Here is a 24,849-nt window from a genome sequence, read left to right as displayed (position 1 = left end):
CGGTGGCCGAAAACCGGGCGGGTTCCAGCCCGGGGCCGCCCCGCCCCCCGATGCGGGGCGGCCCCCTCCAGCGACGATGAGGAGGACGATGTGCGTACCCGATGGTTCTGGTGTCGTACCCGGGAGGTGCCGGCGCTGCCCCGGCGCGAGCCCGGCGCCGCCGCACCGGCCTGGACCCGGCAGCCGACCTGCGTGTTTCCCACCGTGCAGCCCGGCCGCCCGGGCCGGCTGACGCCGGCGCAGGAGTGGCGGGCGAACGGGGGCCGCCGGTGACCGCCCCCGGGGCGCGCTGATGGGGCGGCGGGTCGTCCCGCACGTGCCGATGCGGCCGCTGTGGCGGTGCCGCAACTGCGGCGCCGAGTGGCCGTGCCAGCCGGCGCGGCTCGCGTTGCTGGTGGAGTACCGGGGGAACCGCACGGCGTTGCTGCTCTACCTGGGCGGGTTGCTGGTCGAGGCGCGCGGCCAGCTCGCCCAGCTCAACCCGGAGCACGCGCCGGACCTGCACGACCGGTTCATCGCGTGGGCGCGCGCTCGCTCCTGACCGCTCGTCACCTCGACTTTCAACCAATCGGTTGACGGCGGGCGCGGGTGCCGCTAGCGTGGTTTTCAACTGGAAGGTTGAATCGTCGAGGGGAGTTTTCGATGGGGGCGGACACGCTGTCCCGGGTCTTCGCGGCCCTCGCCGATGAGACCCGGCGCGACATGGTGGCCCGGCTCGCGGCGGGCGACGCGACCGTGAGTCAGCTCGCCGAGCCATACCCGATGACGCTTCAGGCGGTCTACAAGCACCTCAAGGTGCTGCAGGACGCCGGAGTGGTGAGCCGGCCGGCCGGGCCGCAGCCACGGCTCGTGCGGCTGGAGACGGACGTCTTCGACCTGATGGACACCTGGATCGAGCGATACCGGCGCGAGGCCGAGGAGCGGTACCGCCGTCTCGACGCCGTGCTGGCGCAGATGAACCATGACGAGACCGAGGAGGGAAGCGCGGCATGAGAACCCACACCCAGGCCACGATCGAGGCCGACCCCAAGCTGCCGGTCATCCGGATCAGCCGGGAGTTCGACGCCACCCCCGAGCAACTGTTCCGGGCGCACACCGACCCGCGGCTGTTCGCGCAGTGGGTGGGGCCCGACAGGATGCGCAACCGCATCGAGGAGTGGGACGCCCGCTCCGGGGGCAGTTGGCGCTACGTCGCCGTCCGGGACGGCCAGGAGTACGCGTTCCGGGGCTGCTTCCACGAGGTGCGACCCGACCGGATCGTCCAGACCTTCACCTTCGAGGGGCAACCCGACGGCGTGGCGCTGGAGACGCTCTGGTTCGACGACCTCGGCGACGGCAGGACGCTGCTGCGCATCCAGTCCCTGGTGGACAGCTTCGAGGCGCGCGACGCCTGGCTCGCCAGCGGCATGGAGGTCGGGGTCGACGAGGGCTACGCCAAGCTGGACGGGATGATCACCGATGGCACTGTCTGACCTGCCCGCGCAGCGGCACCGGGAGATCGCCGGCGGGTTCACCGACCGGGTGCGCGGCACCAAGGTGTGGGACGCGCCCGCGCCGGTCCCCGGGTGGACCGCGCGGGACGTCGTACGCCACCTCACCGAATGGTTGCCGCCGTTCCTGGCCGGCGGCTCCGACGTCCGGCTGCCCGCCGGACCGTCGGTCGACGACGACCCGGTCGGCGCGTGGCAGACCCACTGCGACGCGGTGCAGGCCCTGCTCGACGATCCGGCCACCGCCGGCCGCCGCCTGTCCAACCCGCACATCGGCGAGCTGCCGCTGGATCGCGCGATCGACCAGTTCTACACGAGCGACGTGTTCATGCACACCTGGGACCTGGCCCGCGCCACCGGCCAGGACGACCGCCTCGACCAGGAGTTCTGCGCGCAACTGCTGGCCGGGATGGAGCCGATGGAGGAGATCATCCGCTCGTCCGGGCAGTACGGCCCCCGCGTCCCGGTGAAGGAGGACGCCGATCCGCAGAGCCGGATGCTCGGCTTCATCGGCCGGGACCCGGAGTGGACTAGCTGACCGGCGCGGCGGTTGCCGACCGCTGGCCGCCGTGCGAGGCGACCAGCGCGTCGGCGACCAGCGCGGCGTCCGCCTCGGCGACCTCGGCGGGGTACTCCGGCAGCAGGTCGTCCCAGACGGGCAGCCACGACCCGAAGAGCTGGGCCTGGCCCGCCGGCCGGGCGAAGAACCAGATGTGCAGGTGGGCGGCGCCGTCGCCGATGCGGTAGACGTGCGCCCGGGAGATGTGCGGGACCGCCTGGACGTGCCGGGCGATCCGCGTGGTCAGCAGGCCCAGCTCGGCCGCGAGCTCGTCGGGCAGGTCGGCCAGGTCATGGTGGTCGCGCGGGTACAGCATCAACACCAGCGGTACGCCCACCCCCGGCACCCGGGCCAGCCGCCAGTTGTCGTTGAACCAGATGCCCGCGTCGCGCTCCCGGCACGGCCGGCAGTCCGCCGGGTCTTCGCCGTGCCGGGCCGGCTCGGGCAGCACCGGCGGGCGCAGCGGCGCGACGCGCAGCCCGTCCTGCTCGAACGGGCTGATGTCCCATCCGGTCATCCGGGCCAGCGGGAGCCGCCGCTCGTCGTCCGCGACGCTCATCGCGTGGTCGTGGAACCGCTCGGGAGACAGGGCCATGGCGTGCAGGCTAGTACGGCCACGGTCGGGTCGGTGCCCCCAAGGGCCGGCGGGAATCCGCCAGACTGGCCGGCATGGCTGACATGACGGACCCGAAGAAGGTGCTGCTCCACTACCTGCGGTCCAGCCGCGAGGACCTGATCGGGAAGCTCGACGGGCTCACCGAGCGCGAGGTACGACTGCCCCGCACCCCGACCGGCACGAACCTGCTCGGCATCGTCAAGCATTGCCTCAACGTCGAGGCCGGCTACTTCGGACCCACCTTCGGGCGGCAGTTCCCGAACCAGGCCGAGCTGGTGTCCGACCAGGAGCAGGAGGCCAACCCGCAGGCGGATTTCTACGCGACCGAGGACGAGACCAAGGACGGCCTGATCGACCTGTACCGACGGGTCGCCGCGTTCGCGGACGAGACCATCGCGCAGCTGCCGCTGGACGCGCCGGGGGAGGTGCCGTGGTGGCGGCCGGGCCGTCAGGCGGTGACCCTGCACCTGGTCATCGTCCACGTGATAGCCGACGTCACCCAGCACGCCGGCCACGCCGACATTCTGCGCGAGCAGCACGACGGCGTGGTCGGCTGGCACCAGCAGGGCACCGGCGTCCCGGACGGCTACGACTGGTCGGCGTACGTCAAGAAGCTGACCGCCATCGCGGACCGGTTCGCGTAGCCGCCGGTACGCGTGGCGGGTTCAGGAGCGGGTGGAGCGCGGCTGGGCGTGTCGCGGCGCGCGGGTGAACCGCAGGATGCGGTCGTCGTCGGGGGCCGGGGTGGCCCGACCGTCCCGGTTGCTGGTGGTCACCCAGAGCGAGCCGTCGAAGGCCCGCGCCACGGTCCGCAGCCGACCGTACGCGCCGACCAGCTCGGCGACCGGCGTGCCGACCTGACCGTCGCGGTCCACCGGTACGGCCCACAGCCGCTGGCCGCGCAGCGCGGCGACGAAGAGCGTGCCGTGGGCGTACGCGAGGCCGCTCGGGGACGCCTCGGCGGGCGGCCAGACCACCAGCGGATCGCGGAACCGGGGGTCACCGGCCCGGCCCTCGACCACCGGCCAGCCGTAGTTGCCGCCCGGCACGATCCGGTTCAGCTCGTCCCAGGTGTTCTGCCCGAACTCGGTGGCGAACAGCCGGCCGTGCCCGTCCCAGGCGAGACCCTGCACGTTGCGGTGGCCGTAGCTGTAGACCGGCGAGCCGGGGAACGGGTTGCCGGCCGGCACCGAACCGTCCGGGCGGATCCGCAGGATCTTGCCGTTGCGGCTGGCGAGGTCCTGCGCCCGGGCCGGCACCCCGGCGTCGCCGACACCGACGTAGAGCAGGCCGTCGGGGCCGAACGCGATCCGGCCGCCGTCGTGGAAGGTGTTGCGGGCCAGCCCGGACAGGAGCACCTGCTGGCGCTGCGGGGCGTCCAGCCGGAACCGGACCACCCGGATGTCCGTGGCGGTGGTGAAGCAGGCGTAGACCAGGCCGTCCCGGCGGTAGCCCGGGGAGACGGCCAGCCCGAGCAGCCCCGCCTCACCGCCGGCGACCACGCCGGGGACCGTGGCGACCTGCACCGGGGGTTGGCCGGGCCGGATCCGCAGCACCGTGCCGGAGTCACGCTGGGCGACCAGGGCGCTGTGGTCGGGCAGGAAGGCCAGGCCCCACGGCACCTCCAGCCCGGTCGCGAGGACCTGCGGGTGGGCGAAGTCGTACCGGTGGACGTACCCTGGTGTGGGCGCGACGGTCGGTGTCGGCGCGGCGGTCGGGGTCGGCGTGACGTCGGGGGGCGGTTGTGGGCCGGCGTGGGCGGCCGGGACGGCCGGGACGAGGGCGAGGACGACGGCGGTCAGGATCGCGCGTTTCCGCATCGGGACTCCCGGGCGACGGGCGAGCGGCGGCTGCACCGCCACAACGGACAAAAGCCACCTTAGGCCCGAGTCGCGCAACGGCGGGGATGTCGCCGCCGCGTGTCCCGGCTTCCGCCCCCGGCTCCCGGGCGGCACCCATTGACGATGATCGCGACTGCGGGTAGACCTTGGGCAAGGAGGCGAGCCGATGAGAACAGCTCCGCTCACGCTGGAACAGCTCCGGGTCGCCGTCGCCGATGGCGAGATCGACACGGTGGTCCTCGCCCTGGTCGACATGCAGGGCCGATTGCAGGGCAAGCGGTTCCACGCCCCCTACTTCCTCGACCAGGTCGTCGCCAACGGCAGCGAGGGCTGCAACTACCTGCTCGCGGTGGACGTCGACATGAACACCGTCGACGGGTACGCCATGTCGAGCTGGGAGCGGGGCTACGGCGACTTCGCCATGGTGCCCGACTTCGCCACCCTGCGGCGGGTCCCCTGGCAGCCGGGCAGCGCGCTGGTCATCGCCGACCTCGCCTGGCTGGACGACGCCGGCCCGGTGGTCGCCTCGCCCCGACAGATCCTGCGCCGCCAACTGGAACGGCTGGCGGCACACGGGCTGACCGCGTACGCCGGCACCGAGCTGGAGTTCGTGCTCTACCGCGACTCGTACGAGGAGGCCTGGCGGCGCGGCTACCGCGAGTTGACCCCGGCCAACCAGTACAACGTGGACTACTCGCTGCTCGGCACCGCCCGGGTGGAGCCGCTGCTGCGGCGGATCCGCACCGAGATGGCCGCCGCCGGGCTCACCCCGGAGAGCGCCAAGGGCGAGTGCAACCTCGGCCAGCACGAGATCGCCTTCCGGTACGACGAGGCGGTGGCCTGCGCCGACCACCACGTCATCTACAAGAACGGGGCCAAGGAGATCGCCGCCCAGGAGGGCGTGTCGATCACCTTCATGGCCAAGCCGAACGAGCGGGAGGGCAACTCCTGCCACATCCACTTCTCGCTGCGCGACGCCGACGGCCGCTCGGCCATGCTCGGTGACGGGCCGGCGCACCTCAGCGCCACCGGGCAGCACGTGCTGGCCGGGCTGCTCGACACCATGCGGGAGCTGAGCCTCTTCTTCGCGCCGAACGTCAACTCCTACAAGCGCTACCAGCCCGGCTCGTTCGCCCCGACCGCGCTGCGCTGGGGCACCGACAACCGCACCTGCGCGCTGCGGCTGGTCGGGCACGGGCAGGGCATGCGGGTGGAGAACCGGGTGCCCGGCGCGGACGTCAACCCGTACCTGGCGATCGCCGCGCTGGTGGCGGGGGCGGTGCACGGCATCGAGCGCAAGCTGGAGCTGGGCGAGGAGTGCACCGGCAACGCGTACGACGACCGCCGCGCCGAGCGAGTCCCCAGCACCCTCCGCGACGCCCTCACCCTCTGGGAGAAGTCGGCGGTCGCCCGCGACTCCTTCGGCGACGAGGTCCACGCCCACTACGCCAATCAGGCCCAGGTCGAACTGACCGCCTTCAACGCCGCCGTAACGGACTGGGAACTCCGACGTGGCTTCGAACGCCTCTGACCCCACCCCGCCCTCCCCGCTCTCCTCGGCGATCTTGCACTTTGTGCCCGCGTTCTGTGGTGAGGGGCGGCTCTTGTCGGGGCAGCAACTGCAAGATCGGCCAGGGAGGGGCGGTGGTGCGGGTGAGTGAGGTGGTGAATCCCGCCAGCGGGACGGTGGTGGGGGAGGTTGCGGGGGCTTCGGTCGGGGAGACCGATGCGGCGATCTCGCGGGCTGCCACCGCGTTCGAGGTGTGGCGGAAGGTGGCGCCGGGGGAGCGGGCGCGGGTGTTGCGGCGGTTCGCTGGGGTGGTGGACGCGCATCTTGAGGAGTTGGCGGGGCTGGAGGTGCGCAACTCCGGGCACACCGTCTCCAACGCGCGGTGGGAGGCGGGGAACGTCCGGGACGTGCTCGACTACTACGCGGGCGCGCCGGAGCGGCTGACCGGGCGGCAGATCCCGGTGCCGGGCGGCTGGGACGTCACCTTCCACGAGCCGCTCGGCGTGGTCGGGGTGATCGTGCCGTGGAACTTCCCGATGCCGATCGCCGGTTGGGGCTTCGCCCCCGCGCTCGCGGCCGGCAACACCGTGGTGCTCAAGCCCGCCGAGCTGACCCCGCTCACCGCGCTGCGGCTGGCCGAGCTGGCCCTGGAGGCCGGCCTGCCCGAGGGCGTGTTCACCGTCGTGCCCGGTGCCGGCAGCGTGGTGGGCGAGCGGTTCGTCACCCACCCGGCCGTGCGCAAGGTCTGCTTCACCGGCTCAGGCGAGGTCGGCGCCCGGATCATGGCCGGCTGCGCCGCCCAGGTGAAGCGGGTGACGCTGGAGCTGGGCGGCAAGTCGGCGAACATCGTCTTCGCCGACGCCGACCTGGAGCGGGCGGCCGCCACCGCGCCGTACGCGGTCTTCGACAACGCCGGCCAGGACTGCTGCGCCCGGTCCCGGATCCTGGTCCAGCGCCCGGCGTACGACCGGTTCCTGGAGCTGCTCGAACCGGCCGTACGCGCGGTCCGGGTCGAGGACCCGGCCCTGGACACCGCCGAGATGGGCCCGCTGATCTCCGCCGCCCACCGCGACCGGGTCGCCGGGTACGTCGACGGCGCGAAGGTCGCCTTCACCGGTGCCCGTCCCGACGGCCCCGGCTTCTGGTACGCCCCGACCGTGCTGCTCGCCGAGTCGCCGGCCGACCGGCACTGGCGCGAGGAGGTGTTCGGGCCGGTCGTCTCGGTGCTGCCGTTCGACGACGAGGCCGACGCCATCCGGCTCGCCAACGACACCGAGTACGGCCTCTCCGGCTCGATCTGGACCCGGGACGTCGGCCGCGCGCTGCGGATGGCCCGGGCCGTCGAGGCGGGCAACCTCAGCGTCAACTCGCACTCCTCGGTGCGCTACTGGACGCCGTTCGGCGGGATGAAGCGCTCCGGGCTGGGCCGCGAGCTGGGCCCGGACGCGCTGCACGCCTTCACGGATGTCAAGAACGTGTTCATCGCTACCGAGGAGTGACGAGCGTGCAGGGACGACTTGCCGACCGGGTCGCCGTGGTGACCGGCGCGGGCAGCGGGATCGGGCTGGCCACCGTGCGGCGGTTCGCCGCCGAGGGGGCCCGGGTGGTCTGCGTCGACATCGACACCGAGACCGGGGAGCGGGCCGCCGCGGAGGTGGGCGGAGAGTTCGTGGCCGCCGATGTCGCCGACGAGACGGCGGTGCGGGACCTCTTCGACGGGGTGGCCGAGCGGCACGGCCGGGTGGACGTGGCGTTCAACAACGCCGGCATCTCCCCGCCCGACGACGACTCGATCCTGGAGACCGGGCTGGACGCCTGGGAGCGGGTGCTGCGGGTCAACACCACCAGCGTCTTCCTCTGCTGCAAGTACGTCATCCCGCACATGCGCCGGCAGGGCAAGGGCTCGATCATCAACACCGCCTCGTTCGTGGCGCTGATGGGGGCGGCCACCTCGCAGATCGCGTACACCGCGAGCAAGGGCGGGGTGCTGGCGCTGACCCGGGAGCTGGGGGTGCAGTTCGCCCGCGACGGCGTCCGGGTCAACGCGCTCTGTCCCGGCCCGGTCGCCACCCCGCTGCTGCTGGAGCTGTTCGCCGCCGACCCGGAGCGGGCCGCCCGCCGGCTGGTGCACGTGCCGATGGGCCGGTTCGGCCAGGCGGAGGAGATCGCCGCCGCGGTGGCGTTCCTGGCCAGCGACGACGCCTCATTCATGACCGCCGCGCAGTTCGTGGTGGACGGCGGGATCACCGGCGCCTACGTCACCCCCCTGTGACGGACGCGGCGGGACCCTGGCGTTCGGTGTCGGATAAGTGACCTAGTGTGACGGCGGCCGGGTGGTGCGCCGCGACCGCCGTCCGGCGCCGTCCACCTGCGCGGGCAGGCCGGACGAGCGGCAACCGCCCGAGGAGGGCAGGATGGGGTCCAGCTGAAACAGCGCCGCCCGGCCCTGATGCGTTACGTTGCGGGTTCGTCTGGGTAGGAGGCGGGCGCGACCGGTGATCGGCGCGACGTCGCGGTCACGGCCGGAGCGGGGAGGATGCATGAACTCGGCCCAGGTGGGCGAGGAGGGGCGCGGCCCCTCCCTGCGGTCCGGCATGCCGGCCGTCCCGCCGCTGCTGGCCAACGCCTTCGCCGCCGGCGGCGAGATGGGCCGGCGGCTGGGCGAGTTCGACTGGTCCGGCTCCGCGCTCGGCACCCCCGACACCTGGTCGACCGCGCTGCGCCACGCGGTCAGCATGATGCTCACCTCCCGCTCCCAGATTGCAATGTTCTGGGGGGAGGATCAGCTCGCCCTCTACAACGACGCCTACCGCCCCACCATCGGTGACAAGCACCCGGCGGTGATCGGCCAACCCGCCCGCGAGCACTGGGTGGAGACCTGGGAGGTGCTGCGGCCGCTGCTCGACGGGGTCCGGCTGACCGGTGAGGCGTACCGCGGCGAGAACCACCCCTTCCTGCTCAACCGGCACGGCTACCTGGAGCAGGTCTACTTCGACGTCTCGTACGACCCGGTCCGCGGCGACGACGGCGCGGTGGCCGGGGTGTTCTGCCTGGTCAACGAGACCACCGGCCGGGTGGTCGGCGAGCGCCGGCTACGCGCCCTGGCCGAGCTGGGCGGCCGGCTGGGCGACGCCGGCAGCATGCCGGAGCTGGGCCGGTCGGCGGCGGCGGTGCTCGACGGCCACCGGGCCGACGTGCCGTTCGCCCTGATCCACCTGCACGACCGGGACGGCCGGCTCACCCTGGCCGGCGCCAGCGGCGTCGACCCCGCCACCGTCGCGGCCGACCTGCCGGCCGACCTGCACCGGGTCGCCGCCGGCGGCGCGGCCGGCGAGGTGGACGTGGCGCAGCTGCTCGGCACGGTGCCGCCGGACGCCGCCGCGCGGGCGCTGGTGCTGCCGCTCACCGCCACCAACGAGCCGGCCGGGGTGCTGGTGGTCGGGGTGTCCCGGCTGCTGCCGCTCGGCGACGACTACCGCGACTTCCTCGACCTGGTCGCCGCGCAGATCTCCCGGGCCATCGGCCAGCAACAGGCGTACGAGCACGAACGCGCCCGCGCCGCCGAGCTGGCCGCCCTGGACCGCGCCAAGACCAACTTCTTCGCGAACGTCAGCCACGAGTTCCGCACCCCGCTGACCCTGGTGCTCGGGCCGCTGGAGGACATGCTCGCCGATCCGGCGCTGCCGGCCCCCTACACCGACCGGCTGACCGTGATGCACCGCAACGCGCTGCGGCTGCTCAAGCTGGTCAACACGGTGCTCGACTTCTCCCGGCTGGAGTCCGGCCGGCTGGCGGCCCACCACCAGCCCACCGACCTGTCCGGCTACACCGCCCGGCTGGCCAGCACCTTCCGCTCGGCGTGCGAACGCGCCGGGCTGCGCCTGGTGGTCGACTGCCCGCCGCTGCCCGGCCCGGTCTTCGTCGACCGGGACATGTGGGAGAAGATCGTCCTCAACCTGCTGTCGAACGCGCTGAAGTTCACCTTCCACGGCGAGATCCGGGTCCGGCTGCGGGCGGTGGACGGCATGGCGCAGCTGGAGGTCACCGACACCGGGGTGGGCATCGTCGCCGAGGAGCTGCCGCACGTCTTCGAGCGGTTCCACCGGGTTCCCGGGGTGCGCTCGCGCACCCACGAGGGCACCGGGATCGGGCTGGCGCTCGTCCGCGAGCTGGCCGAGATGCACGGCGGACGGGTCGGGGTGCGCAGCCGGGTCGAGGAGGGCAGCACCTTCACGGTGACCCTGCCGTTCGGCTCCGGCCACCTGCCGCCGCAGCGGGTGGCGGCCGCCGATCCGCTGCCGCCGGCCCCGTCGCAGCGGGCCCCGCTCTACCTGGCGGAGATCGCGCTGTGGAACGGCGGCGAGGGCGCCGATCCGCTGGTCCGGCCCGCCGCCGAGCCGGCCGGCCGGATCCTGCTCGCCGACGACAACGCCGACCTGCGTGAGCACGTCACCCGACTGCTCGCACCGTCGTACGAGGTGGTGGCCGTGCCGGACGGGCTGGTCGCCCTGGAGCAGGCCGCCGACAAGCCGTTCGACCTGGTGCTGACCGACGTGATGATGCCCCGGCTGGACGGCTTCGGCCTGGTCACCGCGCTGCGCGCCGACCCGCGTACCCGGCACGTGCCGATCGTTCTTCTCTCCGCCCGGGCCGGTTCCGCCGAGACCGTCGCCGGGCTCTCCGTCGGCGCCGACGACTACCTCACCAAGCCGTTCTCCGGGCAGGAGCTGATCGCCCGGGTCCGCGCCAACGTCGAGCTGGGCCAGCTGCGCGGCCAGGTCATCCGGCAGCTGCGGGCGCTGGCCGACGCGGCGGTGGCGGTCAACACCGCCCGCTCCACCGCCGACGTGGTGCGGGTCGCCGCCGAGCACGCGCTCGGCCTCGCCGAGGCGAGCCGGGTGGTGGTGAGCACCACCGGCGCCCGGTACGAGGCGGACGGCGGCGGCGCGGCCGAGGCGGAACCGTCGCACGTGCTCCCGCTGACCGGCACCGCCGGCACCCGGCTCGGCGAGCTGACCGTCTGGCGGCACGACGGGGACGGCGTGGAGCCGGCCGCGCTGACCGAGCTGGCCCGGCTGATCGGCGTACGGCTGGAGAACGCACAGCTCTACGAGGCCGAGCATCGGATCGCCACCACCCTGCAGCACAGCCTGCTGCCGCGGTCCCTGCCCCAGCTGCCCGGCGCCGTGGTGGCCAGCCGCTACCTGCCCGGCAGCACCGACGTCGAGGTCGGCGGCGACTGGTACGACGTGATCGGCCTGCCCGACGACGAGGTGGCGCTGGTCATCGGCGACGTGGTCGGCAAGGGCGTCCGCGCCGCCGCGGCCATGGGCCAGCTGCGCAACGCGCTGCGGGCGTACCTGCTGGAGGGGTACGACCCCGGGCAGTCGCTGACCCGGCTGAACCGGCTGGTCGACTCCACCGAGCGGCAGTCGTTCGCCACCGTGGTCTGCCTCTCGTTCTCCCCGCGCACCGGCCGGCTGCGGTACGCCAGCGCCGGGCACCCGTCCCCCCTGCTGATCCGAGGAGACGACGTGGCGTTCCTGCACGAGCGGGCGCTCGGCCCGCCGATCGGTGCCATCCCGGGCAGCGACTACCGCACCGTGGAGACCGAGCTGGCCGTCGGCGGCCGGCTGCTGCTCTACACCGACGGGCTGATCGAGGACCGGCACTCCGGCATCGACGCCGCCCTGGCGCAGCTACGCGCCGACGCCGGGCACGGCGGGGCGCACGTGACCGACCTGGTCGACGCGGTCGTCGACCGGGTCGCCGCGCGGACCCGGCACGACGACGTCGCGGTGCTGGCGCTGGAGGCCGCCGAGCTGAACCGGTTCGCGATGCGGCTGCCGGCCGACCCGACCCGGCTCAGCGTGCTGCGCCGCCGGCTGGAGGACTTCCTGGTCGCCCACGCCGTCGGGGAGAACGACCTGTTCGACCTGACCGTCGCGGTCTCCGAGGCGGCGGCGAACGCGATCGAGCACCCGGTGTCGCCGGCCGACCCGAGCATCGACGTCGAGGTGACGATCGAGGACCGGACGGTGGAGGTGACGGTCCGCGACAGCGGTTTGTGGCGGGAGTCGGCCGGGGCCGGCTTCCGCGGCCGGGGGCTGGCGCTGATCCAGGCGCTCGGCGAGCTGTCGGTCAGCCGTACCGGATCGGGGACGGAAGTGACGTTGCGTCGCCGGCTGGCGGACTGAGCCCGACCGCCGGCGATCCGGCCCCGGGCGCGGTCGGGCGGGGCGATCCGGCTGGTGGTCAGTCCCGGTGCAGCCAGGCCTGCTCGGCCAGGCCGGAGATCTCCAGCACCCGGGTGACCTGCCGGGACGGCAGCACGGTCAGCCCCCGCGGGAGGCGCTGGGCGAGCTGTACCACGGCGTGGATGGCCGCCGAGTCGAAGAAGGTGACCCCGCGCAGGTCCAGCACCACCCGCTCGGCGGGCTCTCGCAGGGCGGTCCGCAGCATCGTGTCGGCGGTGGCCATGTCCACCTCGCCGGTCACCACGACGCGCAGGTGGTCTCCGTCGAGCTCCGCGCTCGCGGAGAAGACGGCGGGCGGGCCCCCTTGATCCACGTCAGTCACAATGGCACAGCGCGTTTGCCACGGCAACAACCGCTGCACAGCGGCCGTGGCGAGGGTCACCGCAGCCCCGGCGATAGGCTTGACGCATGACCGTCCGTGCGCCGCTGACCCCCGGCACGCTCTCCCCGTGGCGAGCGGTGCCCGCCCACATCCCCCGCCCGGAGTACGTCGGCAGGGAGCGGCCGCGCCAGTGGACCGGCTCGCACGTGCAGACCCCGGAGACCATCGAGAAGATGCGGGCCGCCGGCCGGCTCGCCGCCCGGGCCACGCAGCTCGCCGGGGAGCACTGCAAGCCCGGCGTGACCACCGACGAGATCGACCGGGTGGTGCACGAGTTCCTGGTCGACCACGGCGCCTACCCGTCGACGCTGGGCTACAAGGGCTTCCCGAAGTCCTGCTGCACCAGCATCAACGAGGTGATCTGCCACGGCATCCCCGACTCGACCGTGATCACCGACGGCGACATCGTCAACGTCGACGTGACGGCCTACCTCGACGGGGTGCACGGTGACACCGACGCCACCTTCTGCGTGGGCGAGGTGAGCGAGGAGGCCCGGCTGCTGGTCGAGCGCACCCACGAGGCGATGATGCGGGGCATCAAGGCGGTCCGGCCGGGCCGGCAGATCAACGTGATCGGCCGGGTGATCGAGTCGTACGCCAAGCGCTTCGGCTACGGGGTGGTCCGCGACTTCACCGGCCACGGCATCGGCGAGGCGTTCCACAGCGGCCTCTACGTGCCGCACTACGACAGCCCGCGCCCCACCGACGTGATGGAGCCCGGCATGACGTTCACCATCGAGCCGATGATCACCCTCGGCACCTACCAGTACGACATGTGGGACGACGGGTGGACCGTGGTGACCAAGGACCGCAGGTGGACCGCCCAGTTCGAGCACACCCTCGTCGTCACCGACGACGGCGCAGAGATCCTGACCCTCCCGTGAGCGCGAGGAACGCAGCGGAGCGGAGTACCGCAGTCGCGAACGAAGGGCGGGCCTGGTGAGCGCGAGGAACGCAGCGAAGCGAAGTACCGCAGTCGCGAACGAAGGGCGGGCCCGGTGACCGACACCCCGGCGGCGCTGCGCGAGGCGCACCACGCGGACGTCTCCGGCGGCTGGCTGCGGCCGGCCGTCTTCGGCGCCATGGACGGACTGGTCACCAACATCGCCCTGATCGCCGGCGTCGGCGGCGGCGGGGTGTCGCCGCGCAGCGTGGTGCTCACCGGCGCCGCCGGCCTGGTCGCCGGCGCCATCTCGATGGGGCTGGGCGAGTACACCAGCGTGCGCTCGGCCAACGAGCAGGTCGCCGCCGAGGTGGCCAAGGAGCGCCGGGAGCTGGAGCGGCACCCGGAGGCGGAGGCCCGCGAGCTGGCCGACGCCTGGGTGGCCCGCGGGCTGCCCCGCGACCTGGCCACCCAGGTGGCCGAGGCGGTGCGGCGCAACCCGGAGGAGGCGCTGCGGGTGCACGTCCGGGAGGAGCTGGGCGTCGACCCGGACGAACAGCCCAGCCCGTGGGCGGCCGCGATCTCCTCGTTCCTGTGCTTCTCCGTCGGCGCGCTGGTGCCGCTGCTGACCTACCTGCTCGGCTTCACCAGCCTGTGGCTGGCGCTGGGCCTGGGCGGGGTCGGGCTCTTCGTGGCCGGCGCGATCGTCGCCCGGTTCACCCATCGGCCCTGGTGGACCAGCGGCCTGCGGCAGCTGCTGCTCGGCGCGGCCGCCGCCGCCGCGACGTACCTGGTCGGCGCGCTGATCGGCATCCAGGGCGGGGTGGGCTGACTCCTCACCCGGCCAGCAGGTCGTCGACCGTGCCGTCGACCGGCCGGCCGCGGGCGGCCAGCTCCTGCGCCTGCCGGGTGAGCACCGTGCCCACCTCGGTCATGTCCGCGCCGGCCAGGCCGGTGCGCCGGACCGCGTCGCCCGGGTCGCGGAAGTAGGTGCGGGTGAGCAGCCCGGTCACCGTGGCGGCCGCCAACCGGGCCTCGCCGAGCATCAGCAGCGCCTGGTCCGTCTCGTACCACTCGGCGAGCCGCAGCGCCCGGGCGTGCGCCGCCCAGCCCCGGTACCACGCCCGCCGGGCAGCGGTGCTGAACTCCGCCGGCCGGGCCCGGGCCAGCCGGCCCAGGTGGGCGTCGCGCAGGGTGCGCAGCCAGCCGGTGGGGTCGTACAGGGCGGTGGTGGTGACGTACCGGTCGGCGGTGAGCGGCCAGAGCGCGGTGAGGGTGTCGGCCTGCCGCAGGTAGTCGTCGGCGCCGGCCACGGTGAGGTCGACCAGCGCCCCGTCCACCCGCCGGGTGGCCGGCGCCGGCCCGCTGCCCGGCCGGTAGGTGACCAGCAGCAGGCCCAGCTCGGCGTCCCCACCGCCGTCGTCGTCGCCGTGCGCCAGCGGGCCGTGCACGGCGACCGCCAGGATGTCCGCCGGGAAGCGGCGCCGGGCGGCGTCGGCCACCCGCTCGGCGACCCGCCACCGGGGATCGTCGAGGCGCGCGTCGACCCCGGGTTGCGTGCCGCTGCCGTCCACTCGTCACTCCCGTCCCGCGCTCGCGTCGCCGCCGGGCGCCGCGCGGTCACCCAACGGCACCGGCCGCTCACACCCTAGTCGGCGGGGTCGGCCGGCCCGGGCCGCCGCGCCCGGCGTCAGGACCCGCCGGTGGGGACCAGCCGGAAGACGTGGATCGGCCGGGTGCCGGCCCGTCGCGCGTACGTCCGGTACGCCGGCCACTCGGTGACCAGCAGCCCCCAGAGGCGCTCCCGCTCGGCGCCGGTGGCCAGCTCGGCGCGCACGGGCACCCGGCGCCCCCTGACGTCCAGCTCCGCCTCCGGCTTCGCCAGCAGGTTCATCACCCAGCCGGGCTGGTGCTGCTGCCCCCAGTTGGAGCCGACCACCACGTAGCCCTCGCCGTCCGGGACGTACACCAGGGGGTTGCTGCGCGGCCGGCCGGAGCGGCGGCCGGTGGTGGTGATGACCAGCGACGGCACCAGTCCCAAGGCGACCACCCGGCCGCGGGTGAGCCGGCCGACCGCCCGGTCGGCGGGGACCAGCAGGCGCATGGTGGCGCCGAACCAGGCGTGGTGCCCGAGCCGGCGGGTGAGACCTCCCAGTGCGGACATGTCGCCAGTCTGCCCCGCGGCGGCCCCGGACGGCACCCCCCGGTGGGCCGGATCAGCGTCCCTTGTGGGCGGGCGCCTCGGCGCCGACCGGGGTGCCGTCGGCCGGGGCGGCGGTCGCCGCGGTCGGCCGGTCGCCGGGCCGGTACCCGGCGAGCGTCCTCTCGCAGTGCTCCAGCCAGCGGATCTCGGCCTCGGCCTGGAACCGCATCGCGTCCAGCACCAACCGCCAGGGCAGGTCCGCCGGGCTGTCGTGGGCCTGTGTCGACCGGGTCAGCTCCTGCAGCGTCCGCATCGTCGCGGTGCGCTGCGTCCGGACCACCGCCCGGACGTCCACGCCGGGGGTGGTCAGCGCCAGCGCCAGCTTGATGGCCAGCTCGTCGCGGGGCCGGTCGGCCCGGCTGATCGGGGTGCCGAACCAGCCCGCCAGCTCCGCCCGCCCGGCGTCGGTGATCTCGTACGGCCGCTGGCCGCCCTCGTTCTCCGGCAGCGGCCGGACCAGGCCGTCGCGCTCCAGCCGGCCGAGGGTGGTGTAGACCTGCCCGATGTTCAGCGGCCAGGTCGAGCCGGTCGACTCCTCGAACGCGGCCCGTAGCTGGTAGCCGTACATCTGGCCGCGCTCGAGCAGCGCGAGCAGGCCGTGGCGGATGGACATGGCACCGGAGTATGCATACCTGGTATGCGGCCCGCAACCGGCGGCCCGGTCGGGGTCGCCGCCAGCGCCGCCGGCGGCCCTCGGCCGGGCCCGCGGTCAGGCCGGGCGGCCGGGGAACGGCACGGTGGCCGGGACGATCCCGGCGACCCGCCGCCAGCGGGTGGCCCGGACCGCGCAGTCGGTCAGCGCGTTGAGCGCCCGGGTCCGGTCGGCGCCGGTGGTGACCGGCAGCGCGGCCCGCCAGTGGCCCGCGGTGCGCTCCTCCACCTGCACCGCCAACCGCAGCGCGGCGGCCCGGTCGTTCACCGGGAAAGGCAGGGTGTAGCCGGCCCGATCGGCCGGTACCGGCGCGCCGGAGGCGGTGAGCTGCAGCACCAGGGCGTCCCGCCGGGCCCGGTGGGTGGCCTCCGCGGCCCGGGCGGCCTGCCGTTCCGCCCCGTCCAGCCGCACCCCGATCGGCCCGTACGCGTAGATGGCCGCGTACTCGGCGCTCAGCGCGGCCGAGACGGCCTCCACCGGCGTGCCGGGCGGTCGCCGGATCACTTCAGCACCTCCAGGTGGCTGGCCCGCGCGGCGGCGATCGAGCCGACCAGGGCGGCGCGGTCCCCGGGCGCGGCGGCGCAGGCCCGGGCCGCGGCGTCCCGGCCCCGCTGCTCCGCCCCGCGCAGGTCGGCCAGGATGGCGTCCCGGCCGGCGGGGGGCGGCGTGCCGGCCGGGGTGGTCGAGCCGGAGGGCTCCGGGCGGCCGATCACCCGGCGCAGCTCGGCGGCGTGCGCGGCGTGCGCCTCGGCGATCGGGGTGAGCCGGTCGGCCAGGCCGGGGTCGGCGGCGATAGCCGCCCGGTGCCGGGCGGCCAGCGCGCCGGACTCACCGGCGAGCGGCTCCAGCGGGTCGGGAGCCGGCGGCGGCTTGTCGCCGTCGAAAAGATCACAGCCGGTCAGCGGTACGGTCGCGCCACCGGCAACCAGGAGCGCTCCCGCGCGCAGCACCGCACGCCGGGATCGTCCCGATCCGTCGCGCTGCCTCGTCGTTCTGCCCGTCGCCACCGGACAAGTCAACACCATCCGCCCCGGGGCGTGGGTGACCACGTCGGTGCGCCGCCCGGGCCGCCGCCCGGTCGGCGCGTTACGCTCTGCGCAGCCACCGGCGCGTCCGCCCCGGTGGCGTGCCGGCGTGCACGGCTTCCGTGGCCGCCGATTCCAGCAGAAGGGTGCGCCAGATGACGCAGCGTGGCCGTGCCACCAGGCCGACCGGACCGGCGGGTCGACCCCGTCGTGCCGATGGGCCCCGGGGCGGGGACCGCGCGGGCGCACCCCGGGGCGACCTGGCGGCCCGGCGGGCCCGGCTGCGCGAGGTGATCGAGCCGGTGATCACCGCCGCCGGGTACGACCTGGAGGACCTCTCGGTCTCCCGGGCCGGCCGCCGGCACGTGGTGCGGGTGATCGTCGACGCCGACGGCGGGATCAACCTGGACGCCGTCGCGGACGTGTCCCGGGCCGTCTCCGCGGCGCTGGACGCCGCCGAGGAGGCCGGCGGCGACATCGTGGCCGGCGAGTACCAGCTCGAGGTCAGCTCGCCGGGCGTGGACCGCCCGCTGACCCTGCCCCGACACTGGCGGCGCAACGTCGGCCGGCTGGTCAAGGTGACCGTCCGGCCCGGCGCCGCCCTGCCGGAGCAGCGCGACGCCGCGCCGACGGGGGACCGCCAGGTCACCGGCCGGGTGGTGGCGGCCGACGACGAGCGCGTGGTGCTGGAGACCGGGTCCGGCCGCGCGGAGCATTCCTACGCCGAGCTCGGCCCCGGCCGGGTGCAGGTCGAGTTCAGCCGCCTGGACGAGGTGGCCGACGACGAGTTCGGCGACGAGACCGACGAGACCGACGACGACGATGATGTGGAGGACGAGGAGAGGTGAACATCGACCTCGCGGCGCTGCGCGCACTCGAGCGCGAGCGGGAGATCCCGTTCGACACGATCCTCGCGGCGATTGAGACCGCGCTGCTGACCGCCTACCGGCACACCGACGGCGCCGAGCCGCACGCCCGGGTGGAGATCGACCGCAAGTCCGGCGCGGCCCTGGTCTACGCCCAGGAGCTGGACGAGGACGGCAGTGTGGTGCGGGAGTGGGACGACACCCCGCACGACTTCGGCCGGATCGCGGCGATGACCGCCAAGCAGGTGATCCTCCAGCGGCTGCGGGAGGCCACCGACGAGGTGCACTTCGGCGAGTACGTCGGCCGCGACGGTGACCTGGTCACCGGCGTGGTGCAGGCGCACGAGATCCGCCGGGAGAAGGGCATCGTCAGCGTCGACCTGGGCAAGCTTGAGGGCGTGCTGCCGCAGTCCGAGCAGGTGCCCGGCGAGCGGTATGAGCACGGCGAGCGGATCCGCTGCGTGGTGGTGCACGTGGCCAAGGGCATGCGCGGGCCGCAGATCACCCTCTCCCGGTCGCACCCGGCGCTGGTGAAGAAGATGTTCGCGCTGGAGGTGCCGGAGATCGCCGACGGCACCGTGGAGATCGGCGCGATCGCCCGTGAGGCAGGTCACCGCACCAAGATCGCGGTCCGGTCGACCGTCCCGGGCGTGAACGCCAAGGGCGCCTGCATCGGCCCGATGGGCCAGCGGGTCCGCGCGGTGATGAGCGAGCTGCACGGCGAGAAGATCGACATCATCGACTGGTCGGACGACCCGGCGACCTTCGTCGGCAACGCGTTGTCGCCGGCCAAGGCGCTGCGGGTCGAGGTGGTCGACCTGGCCACCCGGACCGCCCGGGTCACCGTCCCGGATTTCCAGCTCTCGCTCGCGATCGGCCGGGAAGGGCAGAACGCCCGGTTGGCCGCCCGGTTGACCGGTTGGCGGATCGACATCCGGTCCGACGCGGAGCAGGCCACGCCGGCTGCGCGGGGCGCCGGTGATCACGTCCGGGAACCGGGCGGCGCGATCTCGGGCGGCTAGGGGTAGACTCTTGGCAGTGGTACGACGCACGCAGCCGGAGCGCACCTGTGTGGGCTGCCGGGAGCGGGCGCCGGCCAGCGAACTGCTGCGGGTCGTCGCGGTCGCGGACGAGGCTGGTTCCAGCCTTCGCCCCGATCCGACTCGCAGCCTGCCGGGTCGGGGAGCGAACATGCACCCGGATCCGGCCTGCTTCGCGCTGGCGGTGCGCCGCCGCGCCTTCGGGCGCGCGCTGCGCCTCACCGGGGTCCCCGATCACGGTGCGCTCGCGGAGCATCTCGATGCGCCAACCACTACGCCCGGTCATCCGGACCGGGCGAGGGTCGCTAGCAAGGTAGGACGACCGACATGAGCACACGATGAAGTCCCTGAAATGACCAGGCTTCAAGTGCACGAGTGAGGTCGCTGCGGGTGCTGCCCGCACGACCTCGGAGTGAGGAGTGCAGTGGCAGGTAAGGCCCGCGTACACGAGCTTGCTAAGGAGCTCGGGGTCGAAAGCAAGACCGTTCTCGCCAAGTTGAAGGAAATGGGCGAGTTCGTGAAGTCCGCGTCCAGCACCGTCGAGGCGCCCGTCGCCCGGCGACTGCGGGGCGCGTTCGTCGCGTCCGCCGGAGGTTCCTCGGCGCCGGCCGCCCCGCCGGCGGCCGCTCCGACCCCGGCACCGGCTCCGACCCCGACGCCGACCCCGACCCCGGGTGCCCCCCGGGTCTCGGCCCGTCCGATGCCGCCCCGGCGGCCGGCCGCGCCGACCCCTGGACCGAAGCCCAAGGGCCCGGTCCCCGGCCCGCCGCAGCCGGCGACCCCGGTCGCCAAGCCGGCGAGCGCACACGACATCGAGGTGGCCGCCGCCGAGGCGCGTGCCGCCGCGTTGAAGGCTGAGCAGGAGGCCGCGGTCAAGGCCGCGCAGGCCGCCCGCCAGCAGCAGCGAGAGAACGTCCGGCGGGAGCCCCCGACCGAGGGTGGCCCCCGTCCCGGCCCGCGGCCCGGTCCGAACGCGGTTCCGCCGCGTCCGGGCACCCCGGCCGCCGGTCGTCCCGGTGGCCCGACCCCGGGCCCCGGTGCCCGGCCGGGCGGCCGTCCGCCGGCGCGCGGCGCCGGCAACAACCCGTTCGGTATCCAGGGCGGCCAGCAGCAGCGGCCCCCGGCCGCCGGTGCGGGCGGTCCGCGGCCCAGCCCGGCGGGCATGCCGCCGCGGCCGAGCCCGGCCTCCATGCCGCCGCGGCCCAGCCCGGCGTCGATGCCGACCCAGCGGCCCACCACGGGTCGCCCGGGTGGTCCCGGTGGCGGTCGTGGCGGCCCCGGTGGCGGCGCGGGTCGTCCCGGTGGCGGTGGCGGCGGCTTCCGCGGCGGTCCCGGTGGCGGCGGCGGTGGCGGTGGCTTCCGCGGCGGTCCCGGTGGCGGCGGCGGTGGCGGTGGCTACCGCGGCGGTCCCGGTGGCGGCGGCGGTGCGCCGGGTGGCGGTTTCCGCCCGGGTGCCCCGGCCGGCGGCGGTGGCCGTCCCGGTGGTGGCGGTCGTGGCCGTGGCGGCGGCGCCGCGGGTGCCTTCGGGCGTCCGGGTGGCCGGCCGACGCGCGGTCGCAAGTCCAAGAAGCAGCGCAGACAGGAGTTCGACAACCTGTCGGCCCCGACCATGAGCTCGGGTGCCCCCCGGGGTCAGGGTCAGGTCGTCCGGCTCTCCCGTGGCGCCTCGCTGTCGGACTTCGCCGACAAGATCAACGCCAACCCGGGTTCGCTGGTCCAGGAGATGTTCAACCTGGGCGAGATGGTCACCGCGACCCAGTCCTGCTCGGACGAGACGCTGCAGTTGCTGGGGGAGCACCTCGGCTTCGACGTGCAGATCGTCAGTCCGGAGGACGAGGACCGTGAGCTGCTCGCGCAGTTCAACATCGACCTCGACGCCGAGGTGGCCGAGGAGCGCCTGGTCAGCCGTGCGCCGGTGGTGACCGTCATGGGTCACGTCGACCACGGTAAGACCAAGCTGCTCGACGCCATCCGCAAGGCGAACGTGGTGGCCGGTGAGGCGGGTGGCATCACCCAGCACATCGGCGCGTACCAGGTCCACGTCCCGCACGAGGGCGAGGACCGCGCGGTCACCTTCATCGACACCCCGGGTCACGAGGCGTTCACCGCCATGCGTGCCCGTGGTGCCCAGGTCACGGACATCGTGATCCTGGTCGTCGCGGCCGACGACGGTGTCATGCCGCAGACGATCGAGGCGTTGAACCACGCCAAGGCGGCCGAGGTGCCGATCGTGGTCGCGGTCAACAAGGTCGACAAGCCGGACGCCAACCCGGACAAGGTCCGCCAGCAGCTGACCGAGTACGGCCTGGTCGCCGAGGAGTACGGCGGCGAGACCATGTTCGTCAACGTGGCGGCGAAGCCGGGCATCGGCATCGACGAGCTGCTCGAGGCGGTCCTGCTGACCGCCGACGCGTCGCTGGAGCTGACCGCTCCGATCGACGGGCCGGCGCAGGGTGTGGCCATCGAGGCGCACCTGGACAAGGGCCGCGGTGCAGTCGCCACGGTGCTGGTGCAGAAGGGCACCCTGCGGGCGGGCGACTCGATCGTCGCCGGCGGGGCGCACGGCCGGGTCCGGGCGATGCTCGACGAGAACGGCAACCAGCTGGCCGAGGCGGGTCCCGCCCGTCCGGTGATGGTGCTCGGTCTCACCGCGCCGCCCGGCGCGGGCGACACCTTCCTGGCCGCGGCGGACGACCGTACGGTGCGGCAGATCGCCGAGCAGCGCCAGGCGCGGCGGCGGGCGGCGTCCTTCGCCAACTCCCGTGGCCGGGCCACCCTCGAGACGCTCATGGAGCAGCTCAAGGAGGGCGAGAAGACGTCGCTCAACCTCATCCTCAAGGGCGATGTCTCCGGTTCGGTGGAGGCCCTGGAGGACGCGCTGTTCAACCTCGACATCCCCGAGGAGGTCCAGCTCAAGGTCCTCGACCGGGGTGTCGGCGCGATCACGGAGAGCAACGTCATGCTCGCCAGCGCGTCGTCCGAGCCGGTCACGATCATCGGCTTCAACGTGCGGGCCTCCAACAAGGTCCGCGAGATGGCCGACCGCGAGGGCGTGGAGATCCGGTACTACACCGTGATCTACCAGGCCATCGAGGAGATCGAGGCGGCGCTCAAGGGCCTGCTCAAGCCGGAGTACGAGGAGGTCGAGCTCGGCACCGCGGAGATCCGCGACGTGTTCCGCTCGTCCAAGATCGGCAACATCTCCGGCTGCATCGTCCGATCGGGCATCATCCGCCGCAACTCCAAGGCGCGGCTGCTGCGGGACGGGACGGTCGTGGCGGACAACCTCACGATCAGCTCGCTCAAGCGGTTCAAGGACGACGCCACGGAGGTTCGCGAGGGCTTCGAGTGTGGTCTGACCCTGGGTGGTTACAACAACGTCCAGGTCGGCGACGTCATCGAGACCTTCGAGATGCGGGAGAAGGCGCGCGCCTGATCCCGGCTGAGACACAGTGATCAAGGGGTTTACGCCGATCGGCGTAAACCCCTTGATCATGTCGGGGGGTGTCCGTAACGTCCGGGATGATGTTCACCGGAACCGCGGTCTTCGACCTGCTGCTGCCGGGCGACTCCCGGTCGCTCAAGGCAAAGAGATCATATGTACGGCCGATCGTGGCGGCGCTGCGCCGCTTCGAGGTCTCGGCCGCCGAGGTGGGGGCGCTCGACCTGCACGGCCGCGCCGAGATCGCGGTGGCCGTGGTGGCCGCCGAGGCGGCCCACGTCCGCGAGGTGCTCGACTCCTGTGAGCGCCTGGTGGCCGGCCGTCCCGAGGCCGAGCTGCTGTCGGTCCGCCGCCGGCTCTACGGCGAGGACGACTGAGCGGGTGGCCCTCGCCACCGCCGGGGCCGCGCGGCCGGCCCCGCCCCGCGGGTAGTCTTCGGATGTTGGGCGGTCGGGCCCGGCGGCGCCTCCGCGCCGTCGCTCCGGCCGGGAGCGGGATGCCCTGGAGGTGGGGGAGATGACGGATCCGGCCAAGGTACGCCGGCACGCGGAGCGCATTCGCGAACTCGTGGCCTCGGTGGTGCGGAGCCAGATCAAGGACCCTCGGCTCGGGATGATCACCATCACCGACGCCCGGATCACCGCCGACCTGCGCGACGCCACGGTCTTCTACACCGTGCTGGGTGACGCGGCGGCGCAGGCCAGCACGGCCGCCGCGCTGGAGAGCGCGAAGGGCATGCTGCGCAGCACCGTGGGCAAGGCGCTCGGCCTGCGCCACTCGCCGTCGCTGACCTTCGTCCTGGACGACGTCCAGGATCAGGTCAAGCAGATCGACGACCTGCTCGCCCAGGCGCGCACCGCGGACGCCGAGGTGCAGCGGATGGCCGCCCAGGCGAAGTACGCCGGCGACGCCCAGCCGTACCGGCTGGACGAGGACGACGACGAGCTCGCGGACGACGACGAGGACGACGCCACCCCGCCCGCCGCGGACCGGCGGTGAGCGGCTCCCCGGGCGTCGCGGCAGGGTTGTTGGCTGGCTCCGCCCCGGCCGGTCCGACCGAGGCGGACTGGTCCGCCGCGGTCTCGGCGGTACGCGAACTGCCGCCCGACGCCCGGGTGCTGCTGATCTGTCACGTCAACCCGGACGGCGACGCGTTGGGCAGCATGCTCGGCTTCGGGCTGGGGCTGCGCCGGCTGGGGGTCCGACAGCTCCAGGCGACCTTCCCCGGGCCGCCCGAGCTGCCCGAGCCGTACCGCTGGCTGCCCGGGCTCGACCTGCTGGTGCCGGCGTCCGGGGCGTACCCGGATCCGGATCTGGTGGTCTGCTTCGACGCGGCGAGCGAATCCCGGCTGGGCGAGCTGGTGGACCGGTTGGCCGGGGACGCCCGGGTGCTGGTGCTCGACCACCACGCCTCCAACACCGGCTTCGGCGACATCCACCTGGTGGACCCGGCGGCCGCGGCCACCTCGGTGGTGGCGGCGGAGCTGCTGGCCCGGCTGGGGGTGCCGCTCGACGTGGAGATCGCCACCGGGCTCTACGTCGCGCTGACCACCGACACCGGCTCGTTCCGGTTCGAGGCCACCACGCCGGCCGTGCACGAGCTGGCGGCCCGGCTGCTGGAAACCGGGATCCGGCCGGGCGACGTGTCCCGCCGGGTCTTCGACACCCGGCCGTTCGGCGCGGTGCGGCTCTTCGGCGAGGTGCTGGGCCGGGCCCGCCTGGAGCCGGCCGCCGCGGCCGGCCACGGCCTGGTCTGGACGTACGCCACCCGCGACGACCTGGCCCGGCACGACCAGCGGCCGTACGTGCTGGAGGCGTTGATCGACTCGGTCCGGTGCACCGCCGAGGCCGACGTGGCGTGCGTGCTGAAGCAGGTCGGCGCCGACGAGTGGGCGGTCTCCATGCGCAGCAAGGGCGCGGTCGACGTCAGCCGGGTCGCGGTGGCGCTCGGTGGTGGCGGGCACCGGTTCGCCGCCGGCTTCACCGGTCGGGGCACCGCCGACGAGGTGGCTGGCATGATCCGGGCCGAGCTGGACGGCGCGCTGATCTCGTCCTGACTCCCGAGACCCATCGCGGTGGGTGT

Annotated in this window: 27 protein-coding genes; 19 read left to right on the top strand and 8 right to left on the bottom strand. The window is 74.1% G+C overall.

Going from position 1 to position 24,849, the window contains the following annotated elements; all coding sequences use genetic code 11:
* The first annotated feature begins 90 nt into the window (after nucleotides 1-90).
* The 5 genes from ACFY3U_RS00840 to ACFY3U_RS00820 all read left to right on the top strand — a co-directional run bounded on the left by ACFY3U_RS00840 (nucleotide 91) and on the right by ACFY3U_RS00820 (nucleotide 2,028).
* Nucleotides 91-273, top strand: coding sequence for a hypothetical protein (locus ACFY3U_RS00840; RefSeq protein ID WP_387192696.1), 183 nt, complete (start codon nucleotides 91-93; stop codon nucleotides 271-273).
* Between the two features lie 19 nt (nucleotides 274-292).
* Entirely contained in the window at nucleotides 293-541 is a 249-nt protein-coding gene (locus tag ACFY3U_RS00835; RefSeq protein ID WP_387192694.1) for a flavin reductase, read from the top strand.
* 101 nt (nucleotides 542-642) lie between these two features.
* The gene (locus tag ACFY3U_RS00830) at nucleotides 643-993 is read left to right on the top strand and encodes an ArsR/SmtB family transcription factor (protein WP_387192691.1); all 351 of its coding nucleotides are present in this window, start codon (nucleotides 643-645) and stop codon (nucleotides 991-993) included.
* Nucleotides 990-1,472, top strand: coding sequence for an SRPBCC family protein (locus ACFY3U_RS00825; protein ID WP_387192687.1), 483 nt, complete (start codon nucleotides 990-992; stop codon nucleotides 1,470-1,472). Before ACFY3U_RS00830 ends, ACFY3U_RS00825 begins: the two co-directional genes overlap by 4 nt.
* Nucleotides 1,459-2,028, top strand: a complete 570-nt coding sequence (locus ACFY3U_RS00820) for a TIGR03086 family metal-binding protein (protein WP_387192684.1) — start codon at nucleotides 1,459-1,461, stop codon at nucleotides 2,026-2,028. Before ACFY3U_RS00825 ends, ACFY3U_RS00820 begins: the two co-directional genes overlap by 14 nt.
* Here the strand turns inward: ACFY3U_RS00820 and ACFY3U_RS00815 are convergent.
* Nucleotides 2,021-2,644, bottom strand: coding sequence for a hypothetical protein (locus ACFY3U_RS00815; RefSeq protein WP_387192681.1), 624 nt, complete (start codon nucleotides 2,642-2,644; stop codon nucleotides 2,021-2,023). The genes ACFY3U_RS00820 and ACFY3U_RS00815 overlap by 8 nt on opposite strands.
* A 74-nt stretch (nucleotides 2,645-2,718) precedes the next feature.
* On the opposite strand from ACFY3U_RS00815, the gene ACFY3U_RS00810 reads away from it, so the two are divergent.
* Entirely contained in the window at nucleotides 2,719-3,309 is a 591-nt protein-coding gene (locus ACFY3U_RS00810) for a DinB family protein (protein ID WP_387192678.1), read from the top strand.
* 21 nt (nucleotides 3,310-3,330) lie between these two features.
* Here the strand turns inward: ACFY3U_RS00810 and ACFY3U_RS00805 are convergent, their stop codons facing one another.
* Nucleotides 3,331-4,485, bottom strand: coding sequence for a PQQ-dependent sugar dehydrogenase (locus ACFY3U_RS00805; protein ID WP_387192675.1), 1,155 nt, complete (start codon nucleotides 4,483-4,485; stop codon nucleotides 3,331-3,333).
* A 187-nt stretch (nucleotides 4,486-4,672) separates the two neighbouring features.
* Here ACFY3U_RS00805 and ACFY3U_RS00800 point away from each other — a divergent pair, with 187 nt between their 5' ends.
* The 4 genes from ACFY3U_RS00800 (at nucleotide 4,673) to ACFY3U_RS00785 (ending at nucleotide 12,213) form a co-directional block, all read left to right on the top strand.
* Complete coding sequence (locus ACFY3U_RS00800) at nucleotides 4,673-6,037, top strand: glutamine synthetase family protein (protein ID WP_387192672.1); 1,365 nt, start codon at nucleotides 4,673-4,675, stop codon at nucleotides 6,035-6,037.
* A gap of 122 nt (nucleotides 6,038-6,159) precedes the next feature.
* Nucleotides 6,160-7,515: an aldehyde dehydrogenase family protein gene (locus ACFY3U_RS00795; RefSeq protein ID WP_387192669.1), complete on the top strand. Its 1,356-nt coding sequence runs from the start codon at nucleotides 6,160-6,162 to the stop codon at nucleotides 7,513-7,515.
* 5 nt (nucleotides 7,516-7,520) lie between these two features.
* A complete protein-coding gene (locus ACFY3U_RS00790) occupies nucleotides 7,521-8,288 on the top strand; it encodes a 3-oxoacyl-ACP reductase (RefSeq protein WP_387192666.1) in 768 nt (255 codons plus the stop codon).
* Nucleotides 8,289-8,556: 268 nt separating this feature from the next.
* Complete coding sequence (locus ACFY3U_RS00785) at nucleotides 8,557-12,213, top strand: SpoIIE family protein phosphatase (protein ID WP_387192663.1); 3,657 nt, start codon at nucleotides 8,557-8,559, stop codon at nucleotides 12,211-12,213.
* Nucleotides 12,214-12,271: 58 nt separating this feature from the next.
* Here the strand turns inward: ACFY3U_RS00785 and ACFY3U_RS00780 are convergent, their stop codons facing one another.
* A complete protein-coding gene (locus ACFY3U_RS00780) occupies nucleotides 12,272-12,586 on the bottom strand; it encodes an STAS domain-containing protein (RefSeq protein WP_387192660.1) in 315 nt (104 codons plus the stop codon).
* Between the two features lie 95 nt (nucleotides 12,587-12,681).
* On the opposite strand from ACFY3U_RS00780, the gene map reads away from it, so the two are divergent.
* Both map and ACFY3U_RS00770 read left to right on the top strand, forming a co-directional pair.
* Nucleotides 12,682-13,539: a type I methionyl aminopeptidase gene (gene map / locus ACFY3U_RS00775; RefSeq protein ID WP_387192656.1), complete on the top strand. Its 858-nt coding sequence runs from the start codon at nucleotides 12,682-12,684 to the stop codon at nucleotides 13,537-13,539.
* A 114-nt stretch (nucleotides 13,540-13,653) separates the two neighbouring features.
* Nucleotides 13,654-14,370 carry a VIT1/CCC1 transporter family protein gene (locus ACFY3U_RS00770; RefSeq protein WP_387192654.1) on the top strand — a complete coding sequence of 239 codons (717 nt, stop codon included), beginning with the start codon at nucleotides 13,654-13,656 and terminating at the stop codon, nucleotides 14,368-14,370.
* A 4-nt stretch (nucleotides 14,371-14,374) separates the two neighbouring features.
* Here ACFY3U_RS00770 and ACFY3U_RS00765 read toward each other — a convergent pair whose 3' ends face one another.
* From ACFY3U_RS00765 to ACFY3U_RS00745, 5 genes are all read right to left on the bottom strand, one after another.
* The gene (locus ACFY3U_RS00765; protein ID WP_387192651.1) at nucleotides 14,375-15,112 is read right to left on the bottom strand and encodes a nucleotidyltransferase domain-containing protein; all 738 of its coding nucleotides are present in this window, start codon (nucleotides 15,110-15,112) and stop codon (nucleotides 14,375-14,377) included.
* Nucleotides 15,113-15,228: 116 nt separating this feature from the next.
* The gene (locus ACFY3U_RS00760; RefSeq protein WP_387192648.1) at nucleotides 15,229-15,702 is read right to left on the bottom strand and encodes a nitroreductase/quinone reductase family protein; all 474 of its coding nucleotides are present in this window, start codon (nucleotides 15,700-15,702) and stop codon (nucleotides 15,229-15,231) included.
* 52 nt (nucleotides 15,703-15,754) lie between these two features.
* Nucleotides 15,755-16,354 (bottom strand): PadR family transcriptional regulator, encoded by a 600-nt coding sequence (locus ACFY3U_RS00755; RefSeq protein WP_387192645.1) that lies wholly within the window; start codon nucleotides 16,352-16,354, stop codon nucleotides 15,755-15,757.
* A 96-nt stretch (nucleotides 16,355-16,450) separates the two neighbouring features.
* Nucleotides 16,451-16,894 carry a ferritin-like domain-containing protein gene (locus ACFY3U_RS00750; protein ID WP_387194086.1) on the bottom strand — a complete coding sequence of 148 codons (444 nt, stop codon included), beginning with the start codon at nucleotides 16,892-16,894 and terminating at the stop codon, nucleotides 16,451-16,453.
* Nucleotides 16,894-17,343 carry a hypothetical protein gene (locus tag ACFY3U_RS00745; protein WP_387192642.1) on the bottom strand — a complete coding sequence of 150 codons (450 nt, stop codon included), beginning with the start codon at nucleotides 17,341-17,343 and terminating at the stop codon, nucleotides 16,894-16,896. Before ACFY3U_RS00745 ends, ACFY3U_RS00750 begins: the two co-directional genes overlap by 1 nt.
* A 230-nt stretch (nucleotides 17,344-17,573) precedes the next feature.
* Here ACFY3U_RS00745 and rimP point away from each other — a divergent pair, with 230 nt between their 5' ends.
* The 7 genes from rimP (at nucleotide 17,574) to ACFY3U_RS00710 (ending at nucleotide 24,823) form a co-directional block, all read left to right on the top strand.
* On the top strand, nucleotides 17,574-18,266 hold the full coding sequence (rimP, locus tag ACFY3U_RS00740; RefSeq protein ID WP_387192639.1) for a ribosome maturation factor RimP: 693 nt from the start codon (nucleotides 17,574-17,576) through the stop codon (nucleotides 18,264-18,266).
* Complete coding sequence (gene nusA, locus ACFY3U_RS00735; RefSeq protein ID WP_387192636.1) at nucleotides 18,263-19,306, top strand: transcription termination factor NusA; 1,044 nt, start codon at nucleotides 18,263-18,265, stop codon at nucleotides 19,304-19,306. Before rimP ends, nusA begins: the two co-directional genes overlap by 4 nt.
* Nucleotides 19,307-19,322: 16 nt before the next feature.
* Nucleotides 19,323-19,655 (top strand): YlxR family protein, encoded by a 333-nt coding sequence (locus ACFY3U_RS00730; protein ID WP_387192633.1) that lies wholly within the window; start codon nucleotides 19,323-19,325, stop codon nucleotides 19,653-19,655.
* Between the two features lie 93 nt (nucleotides 19,656-19,748).
* Entirely contained in the window at nucleotides 19,749-22,760 is a 3,012-nt protein-coding gene (gene infB / locus ACFY3U_RS00725; protein WP_387192630.1) for a translation initiation factor IF-2, read from the top strand.
* Nucleotides 22,761-22,849: 89 nt separating this feature from the next.
* Nucleotides 22,850-23,143, top strand: coding sequence for a DUF503 domain-containing protein (locus tag ACFY3U_RS00720; protein WP_357037782.1), 294 nt, complete (start codon nucleotides 22,850-22,852; stop codon nucleotides 23,141-23,143).
* Between the two features lie 139 nt (nucleotides 23,144-23,282).
* Entirely contained in the window at nucleotides 23,283-23,765 is a 483-nt protein-coding gene (gene rbfA, locus ACFY3U_RS00715; protein WP_387192626.1) for a 30S ribosome-binding factor RbfA, read from the top strand.
* 26 nt (nucleotides 23,766-23,791) lie between these two features.
* Nucleotides 23,792-24,823, top strand: coding sequence for a bifunctional oligoribonuclease/PAP phosphatase NrnA (locus tag ACFY3U_RS00710; RefSeq protein WP_387194083.1), 1,032 nt, complete (start codon nucleotides 23,792-23,794; stop codon nucleotides 24,821-24,823).
* Nucleotides 24,824-24,849: the final 26 nt, after the last annotated feature.

Origin of the sequence: Micromonospora sp. NPDC000089, from assembly GCF_042899365.1 — a bacterium.
GTDB lineage: Bacteria > Actinomycetota > Actinomycetes > Mycobacteriales > Micromonosporaceae > Micromonospora.
Note: the sequence above shows the minus strand (reverse complement) of the source record. Positions and strands in the feature narration are given on the sequence as shown.